Annotated in this window: 9 protein-coding genes; 4 read left to right on the top strand and 5 right to left on the bottom strand. The window is 72.6% G+C overall.

Features of this window, described 5'->3' with window-relative positions:
• The 3 genes from ACY0I8_RS14570 to ACY0I8_RS14560 form a co-directional block, all read left to right on the top strand.
• Nucleotides 1-409 (top strand): phosphoesterase (locus tag ACY0I8_RS14570; protein ID WP_461395336.1); only part of this gene is annotated, 409 nt, incomplete at its 5' end.
• The gene (locus ACY0I8_RS14565) at nucleotides 406-2,298 is read left to right on the top strand and encodes a dynamin family protein (protein WP_461395335.1); all 1,893 of its coding nucleotides are present in this window, start codon (nucleotides 406-408) and stop codon (nucleotides 2,296-2,298) included. The genes ACY0I8_RS14570 and ACY0I8_RS14565, both read left to right, overlap by 4 nt.
• 122 nt (nucleotides 2,299-2,420) lie before the next feature.
• A complete protein-coding gene (locus ACY0I8_RS14560; RefSeq protein ID WP_461395334.1) occupies nucleotides 2,421-3,185 on the top strand; it encodes a 4Fe-4S binding protein in 765 nt (254 codons plus the stop codon).
• Nucleotides 3,186-3,204: 19 nt separating this feature from the next.
• Here ACY0I8_RS14560 and ACY0I8_RS14555 read toward each other — a convergent pair whose 3' ends face one another.
• The 3 genes from ACY0I8_RS14555 to ACY0I8_RS14545 all read right to left on the bottom strand — a co-directional run bounded on the left by ACY0I8_RS14555 (nucleotide 3,205) and on the right by ACY0I8_RS14545 (nucleotide 4,738).
• Nucleotides 3,205-3,846, bottom strand: a complete 642-nt coding sequence (locus tag ACY0I8_RS14555) for a flavodoxin family protein (protein WP_461395333.1) — start codon at nucleotides 3,844-3,846, stop codon at nucleotides 3,205-3,207.
• Between the two features lie 22 nt (nucleotides 3,847-3,868).
• Nucleotides 3,869-4,432, bottom strand: a complete 564-nt coding sequence (locus ACY0I8_RS14550; protein ID WP_461395332.1) for a DUF1638 domain-containing protein — start codon at nucleotides 4,430-4,432, stop codon at nucleotides 3,869-3,871.
• A 72-nt stretch (nucleotides 4,433-4,504) separates the two neighbouring features.
• Complete coding sequence (locus ACY0I8_RS14545) at nucleotides 4,505-4,738, bottom strand: MTH865 family protein (RefSeq protein WP_461395331.1); 234 nt, start codon at nucleotides 4,736-4,738, stop codon at nucleotides 4,505-4,507.
• A gap of 308 nt (nucleotides 4,739-5,046) precedes the next feature.
• Between ACY0I8_RS14545 and ACY0I8_RS14540 the strand changes: the two genes are divergently transcribed.
• Nucleotides 5,047-5,787, top strand: coding sequence for a Crp/Fnr family transcriptional regulator (locus tag ACY0I8_RS14540; protein WP_461395330.1), 741 nt, complete (start codon nucleotides 5,047-5,049; stop codon nucleotides 5,785-5,787).
• A gap of 123 nt (nucleotides 5,788-5,910) precedes the next feature.
• On the opposite strand, the gene ACY0I8_RS14535 is transcribed toward ACY0I8_RS14540, so the two are convergent.
• Nucleotides 5,911-6,567, bottom strand: coding sequence for a flavodoxin family protein (locus ACY0I8_RS14535; protein WP_461395329.1), 657 nt, complete (start codon nucleotides 6,565-6,567; stop codon nucleotides 5,911-5,913).
• Between the two features lie 81 nt (nucleotides 6,568-6,648).
• Nucleotides 6,649-6,933 carry a hypothetical protein gene (locus tag ACY0I8_RS14530; protein WP_461395328.1) on the bottom strand — a complete coding sequence of 95 codons (285 nt, stop codon included), beginning with the start codon at nucleotides 6,931-6,933 and terminating at the stop codon, nucleotides 6,649-6,651.
• Nucleotides 6,934-7,397: the final 464 nt, after the last annotated feature.

The following is a 7,397-nucleotide window of genomic DNA, read 5'->3' as shown; positions in this document are numbered from 1 at the left end:
GCGGGTGCTCGTGTACCCCCGCCAGGGCACCGAGGCCCGGCTCCACGCCTTCTGGAGCCTGGGGATCGGGGGCCACATCGACCGGGAGGACGCGGACGGCGCGGAGGCCGGTCCGGCCCTCCTGGAGCGGGCCGCCCGGCGAGAGGTGGCCGAGGAGTATCCCGCCCGGTGGGTCGGGGACCTCGAGGTGGTGGGGCTCATCAACGAGGACGAGACCGACGTGGGCCGGGTCCACGTGGGGGTGTGCTGCCGGCTCACGGTGGACCCCGCGACCGCCGAGGAGGGGGACGGAGAACTCGCCGGCCACCGATGGGTGGATCCGGCGGATCCGGCCGCCGGGTTGCCGGAAGGGGCCGGGTTCGAACTCTGGTCCGAACTCGCCTGGGCCCTCCACCGGGAGGCCCCGTGACCGACCCGGTCCGATCGGCCCGGGCCGAACGGCTCCGGGCCGGGGTCGAGGCCGCGGCCGAGGAGGCCCGCCAGGGCCTCCGGGACCTGGCGGCCCGGCGGCCCGACCTCGGGGGCCGGGTCCGGGACTGGCTCGCCCAGGTGGACCGAGCCCTGGCCCGGGCCGCCGACGCCGAGGTCCGGGTGGCCCTGGTGGGGGCCGTGAAATCCGGGAAATCCACCCTCGCCAACGCCCTCGTGGGCCGGGACGCCCTGCCCCGGGGGTCGGGGGTGCTCACGGCCCAGGTCACCGAACTCGTTCCGGCCGACCGGCCCGGCACCACGGTCACCTGGCGGTCCCGAGCCGCCGTGAACCGGGCCTTTTCGCTCCACCTCGAGGCCCTGGGCCGCCCGGGCCGTTGGGACCTCTGGAACCCCGGCCACCGGGCGGCGGCCCGCGCCCTCCTGGACGGCCCCCCTTCCCCCCACCGCACCGCCCTGGCCGCGCTCCTCTGCGGGTTCGACGCCGTGGCCGACCGGCTCGCCGACACCCCCCGGGACGAGCCCCTCCCCCTGGGCGAGGACCTCTGGGGCTGGGTCACCCGGGACGAGGTGGCCACGTTTCTCGAGGCCGTGCGGGTGGAGATCCCGGCCCCGGACCTCCCCGCGGGGGCTGTTCTCGTGGACTGCCCCGGGGTGGACGCCTGGAACGCGGCCCACGGCGCCGTGGTGGACCGGGCGCTTCTCGGGGCCCACGCCATCGTGTACGTGATCTCCGGGCGGGTGGGCCTGCGGGAGGCGGATCTTCGGTTCCTGGAGGCCCTGCGGGGGTACGGGCTCTTACCCATCACGCGGTTCGTGCTGAACGCCGACCTCTCCGAACTCCGGGGCCCGGCCGACCTGGCCCGGGTGGCCGGCGCGGTGGAGCGGGACCTCCGGGGCCTGGGGGTGGGGGAAGAACCCGCCGCGTTCTCGGCCCTCCTGGGGCTCCTGGACCGCCTGGCCCTCCTGGATCCCGAGCGCATCGCCCCCGGAGAGGCCCGGCTTCGGGAGGCCTGGGAGGGATCCCCCCTCGCGGCCCCCTTCCGGGACGCCTTCCGGGCGTTTCGGGACGGGCTCTGGGCCCGGGTGGAGGCCGAGCGGGACCGGCTCGTCCTCGCCCGGTGCCGGGCGGACCTCCGGCGGGTGATGGTGGAGGCCTTGGCCGCGGCCGGGGGCGCGACGCCCCTGGGGCTCGGGCGGGGCCCTTGGCGGGCCGACACGGCCGATGCCCTCCTGGGCTGGCTCGCGGAGCGGATGGCCGGGGCGGCCGAGCGGGAGAAGGAACGGATCGCCGCGGAACTCGGCCGGGGGTTCGGCCGGCGGCGAAGCCCCCAGCGCCGGGCCTGGGCGGCCCGGGTGGCCGAACTCGACCCCGCCGCGCCCGACTACCGGGACCGGATCGAGGCCGTGCTCGCGGCGACCGAACCCCTGCGGGTGAACGCGGTGCGAAACCTGGCCCTGGAGGCCCGGGGCGCCCTGGCCCGGGCGGGGGAGAGCCTGGCCCGGGAGGCGGCCGAGGCCCTGGAGAAGGCCGGGCGCCCCCCGGGCGAGGCGCCCGACCGCCGGGCGCTCTCCCGCCAGATCACGGCCACCCGGCGGATCCCCCTGTTCCGGGGAACCGCCGGGGCCTCGGACCGCCGGACCGGCCTTTGGGACCGGCTCCGGGCCGGGGGACGTGCGGGGGCGGCCGCCCGGCGGGCCGGCGCGGCGCTGGCCCTGGAGCGGGCCTGGTCGGCCTACCTCGAGCGGGTCGAGGCCGACTGCCTCGCCCCCCACGTGGACGAGGCCGCGGCCCAGGTTTACGATGCCCTGGCCGAATGGGTGCTCGGCACCCTCGGGGGGCCGCGGGATCCGAGGCCGGAACCCTGAAGCCTCCCCGGGGTTCGGCGGTTCGGGCCCGTCGCGGCCCGAGCCCAGCGACCCGGGATCGTGAGACGGGCCCCGGGCCCCCCGGTGGCCCCAGCGCGGCGAGTCCGCCGGAAGGAGACGCCATGAGGGAAGCCATCCGCACCTACGCGCTCGAGGCCGGGGTGGACGACGTGGGGTTTGCGGCGGCCCCGGGCTATCGAAGCCCGCTCTCCCCGCCGCTGGTGCGGCTCCTCCCCGGGGCCCGGTCGATCGTGGTCCTGGCCTACCGGGAACTCTCCACCTGCGAGAGCCCGAGCCCCCAGATCGCCATGAACGGCCGGCTCGACGTCATGGAGTTCTCCCGGTCGTGCAACTACAAGGTCGCCCGGTTCATCGAGCGGGAAACCGGGGCCCGGGCCGTCACCGTGCCGGCCTCGTATCCCCTGGAGATGAGCCTCGAGACCAAGGGAACCGTGGGCGACCTGTCGCTTCGCCACGCCGCCGTGGCCGCGGGTCTCGGGCGGTTCGGCCGCCACAACCTGGTGATCCACCCCCGGCTGGGAAGCCGGGTCGTGTTCACGGCGGTGGTCACCGAGGCCGAACTCCCACCCGACCCGCCGGTGGCCGAGGAACTGTGCACCGGGTGCGGCCTGTGCGTGGAGAACTGCCCGGCCTCGGCCCTGGACGAGGAGGGCAAGACCGACGTCATGAAGTGCCTCAAGAACTCCCAGCCCTACGGCATCGCCGGGGCGATCCGGTTCTGGACCCAGTTCGGCGAGGCCGACCCCGCAGAGCGCAAGGCCATGCTCCGCGACCCCCACTACTGGCGCCTCTACCAGGCCGGGTTCATCGGGTTCCAGTACTTCTGCTTCCGGTGCATGGCCACCTGCACGGTGGGCCGAACCTGAGCCCCGCGCCGGCCCCCCCTCACGGGGCGGCCGCCCGTTCCCTCAAGCGGCGCGCCAGTTCGGCGCCCAGGGCCCGGGCGGCTTCGATCTTCTCGGGCTGTTTCGCCAGGTCCGGGGTGGTCTCGGGGGTGATCCGGGGGTTCGGGCCGTAGAGCTTGCGCACCGCACCGGCGTCGCAGCCCTCCCCGTATCCGCAGGAGAAGCAGCTCGCCGGTCCCTGGGCCGACACCGCGCCCACGTACTCGATCTGGTTCGCCGCGAAAAAGGCCCTCACGTTCTCGGCCGGGGGATCCGGCATCCGGCCCCCCACACTGGCCACGGCCCCGAGCTTTCCGGCCAGAAGCGCCCGGTCCCGGTGGCGAAACTGGTAGAACCGCTCCAGGAAACAGTGGGTGAGGCCGTTGAGCAGGCCGAAGTAGTTGGGGGCGCCGATCACCAGGGCGTCGGCGGCCAGCACCTTCTCCCGCAGGGGCGCCATGTCGTCGCGCACCTTGCACACGTTGTCCTCCACGCAGCCGAGGCAGGCGATGCACGGGCCGATCCGCCGGCCGGCCAGGGAGACGAACTCCGTGTCGCAGGCCGCCCCTTCGAGGACCGCCTGCACGAGCCGGTCGGTGGTGCTCCCCCGCCGAGGGCTGCCGGAGACGCCGAGAATCTTCATGGGTGGAAACCTCCTTGTGGGTTCACGATGGGCCCGCGGCCGGGAAACCGTTCAGGAGTTCGCCCAGCACGCGACGAAACCGGTCCAGGGTCGCCGGGATCACCTCGATCGGGGTCCCGGTGTACTCGAAAAACTCCAGCAGTTCCATCTCGTCCAGCGGTTCCAGCCCGAAATCGAGTAAGGCGATGGACTCGTAGAGGCCGAAGTTCGTTCGGGCGTCCACCTCGTCCCACCCCAGGGCCTCCCGAAAAATCCCCCGCCAGTGCCGCAGCCAGCCGCGGGACATCACGAAGGCCTTGCGGTCCTCGAGGGCGCGGCGCTCGTCCTCGTCCAGAAACGCGGCGATGCAGTCCTTGCCCGGCAGGCGGCACCCCCCGCAACTCGCCAGCAGAAGGTCCAGGTCGGGGTGGCACGCGCCAAACAGGCACAGGGGGCGCTGCGCCCCGGCGAGTTCGGCCTCCAACGCCGCCTTCAATCGGTCCAGGTCGCCGTGGAGGCCGGGGGCGATCCAGACGGCGTTCCGAACCGCGTCCGGGGCCACCTCTTCCACCTCCCGGCGAAAGATCTCGCACGCCACGATCTTCACGATCCACCTCCTGGGTCACGGCCGTCCGAGGGAGGGGGGCGCCGAGGCGCCCCTCCCCTTTTTCCGGTGCCCTTACAGAGCGCGGGACAGGATGGTGTCGGCCACCGCCTCGGGGCTGGCGAACGGGAAGTCCGCCGCCGTGAGCACGGTGCCCGCGTCGCCGGCACGGAGCTTCACGTCCCCGGCCTGGCAGGTCGCGTCGGGTCCGCCGAACGCGGCCAGCAGGGCCTCGGGCGTGGCGATGGGGAACTCCGCGCCAGCCAGGGCCTCGATGATCTGCTTTCGGAGTTCGGCCTTCACGTCCATGACACTCTCCTTTCGGTCTGGGGCCCGGGTGGTAGATTGAACTCCCTGCTCACCCCGCCCGGGCCGGTCTGTGTGGACGCCTTTGAGGCTACCGGAGCCGTTCGGGCCCGGTTGTAGCGGGCGCTACCGATGGAAGGGTTTTCAGGGACCCCACCCCGGCCGGGGAGGGAGGGCGGCGCCGTAGGCCTTCGTGTAGTCGCCGCTACACCGCCGGTTCCCCTTCGCGGGCATGCTGTGCGCCACGGGGGAAGACGCGACAGCCGGGGGGACTCGGGAAACGACCTGCACCCCAGAGAGAGGAGATGACCATGGCGGGATGTCTGTGTGCCGAGATCGCCGGGCCGGGCGTGGAACTCAGCCCCAAGTGTTTCGGCCACGTGTGGCTGTTCGAGGGGGCGCCGCCCGAGGCCTGGGAGACGGTGAGCAAGGAACTCGTCCGCCGGCGCTACGAACCGAACCAGACCATTTTCAGCCAGGGCGAGGCGGCGAACTCCATGTACCTGATCAAGGGCGGGGCGGTGAAACTCTGGAAGCTCACCGAGGACGGCCGGGAACTCATCCTGGGGTTCCGCAAGGCCGGCGACCTCCTGGGGGAGAGCGTGTTCATCGAGGAGGGGGAGTACCCCGTGTTCGCCACGGCCATCACCCCCTCGCTCGTGTGCGGCCTCAGCCGGCCGACCTTCGAGCGGCTCGTGGAGCGGCACCCCCAGGTGGGGCTTGCGGTGATCAAAAACCTGGCCAAGCGGATCGACTACCTCACCGGCAAACTCGGGGCCCTTTCCGAGCCCAGCCTCGAGGAACGGCTCTACAAGACCCTCCTCACGGTGGCGGAGCAGGTGGGCACCCCCGTGCCGGGGGGCTGGAACATCGCGTTCCCTCTGACCCACGAGGAGATCGGGTTCCTCGTGGGCGCCCACCGGGTGAGCATCACGAAGGCCCTGAAAAAACTCAAGGAGACCGGTAGGGTGCGAACCAAGGGCCGGTATCTTTTCGTAACGGACCAGTCCGCGTTCGCCCCGGCGCCCGCGGCGCAAGGGAGGGAAAACTGAACCCCGCCGCCCAGATTGTGCCTTCACGCTTTGGGGGGCCGGTGGGGGACCCGCTCGCCCCGGGCCTACCGTTTCCGGCCGGGACGGCGGGCCACCGGTCGCCGGGCGATGCGACCCGACCGGCTACTTCTTCCGGGCCAGGGCCTCGGCGATCTTTCGGCCCAGGGCCCGGGCCTCTTCGACGACCGTGTCCCGGTCTTCGAAGGTCTTGATGCCCACCGACTCCACCGTCGCCTCGGGGCCGTAGAGCATGGGGATGGCACTCATGACGCACTCGTTGCCGTAGCCGCACTTCACGCAGGGCACGTTGCCGTCCATGACCACCTCGCCGACGTACTCCATGCCCTCCTCCATGGCCATGAATTTGATGGCGCCCACCCCGAAATCCGCCGCCGGGGGCAGCCCCTCGGCGCCCCGGGGCACGGCCGAGGTGACGACGGCGGCGATCGGCTTGCCCCTCAGGAAGCCGTGCTTGTGGCGAAGCGGGTACAGACGCTCGATGAACGCCTTGGTCCGGGCGTCGAGGCTGGAGTACGGAGTGAAACCGCCGATCACCAGGGCGTCGGCCTCCTTGGCCTTCTCGGCCAGTTCGATGCCGTCGTCCTGGATGACGCAGCGGTTGGTTTCCACGCACCCCAGGCAGGCATGGCACGGCGCCACGTCGTACTTCTTGAGCTTCACGAACTCGGTCTCGAGGCCGGTGGCCTCGAGCACGGCCTCCACGATGCGGTCGGTGTTGCTGTTGGGAACCGGGCTTCCGGATACGCCGAGCACCTTCATGGGTCGTCCTCCTTCGTGGGAGAGTCCAAGAGCATCCGTGTGCAGGCTACCGCACCCCGCCGCCCCGGCATGTAGCCTGGGCTACCGGGGGAGCGGATTCCCCGACCCGGACGCCCCGGGCATGAGCGCGACGGCCGCCCGCTGGGCCAGGACCCGGGCGATCTGGGTGGGATTCGTGAACAGGAAGTCCCGGGGGGACAGGAGTTCGGAGATCCCGTCGGGGTCGAGGCAGACCGCCCCGGCGCACACGGGCCCCACGCCGTGCTCGTCGAGTTCCCGGCGAAGCTCCCCGGGGCTCCGGATGGGGAAACACAGGTCCTTCAGGGATTCGGCCAACTGGGTGTAAAGGGTGTTCTTGGCGCGCATGGGTCACCTCCGTTCGGCGTGGGTTCCGTTCGATGGTGACACCCTAGCGCCGCCCGCCGCCCCGGGCGGTAGCGCCCGCTACCATCCGGAGGGTTTTCGCGGCAGGGCACCGGCGAGCCGCACGGAAGGGGGGTCTCCGAGGCTCTCCGTCGGCTCCTTACGGCGAGGCGGTTCCCCGGAAGTTCGCGCGAGCCGAAACCGAGTCCGGCCCGCGGCCCACCGCGTTGGCGGGCCCCGCCGATCCGACTATGCTCCCGGGATTCTTTGCCCGGCGAAGAAGACGGAGGAAACCCCATGGCAAGAGGGACCACGCCGCAACCAGCGATTCCGGGGGTGTACCTGGTGGGGGGCCCGGGCATCACCGACCCGGCCGACTGCCTGGTCTACGCGGTGGACGGCGGGAGCGCCGCCGGCCTGATCGACTGCGGGGCGGGGGCGAGCGCGCGGCGGATCCTCGCGAACCT

It is taken from the genome of Deferrisoma sp. (assembly GCF_054681715.1).
This window is presented reverse-complemented; position numbering and strand designations above follow the sequence as displayed.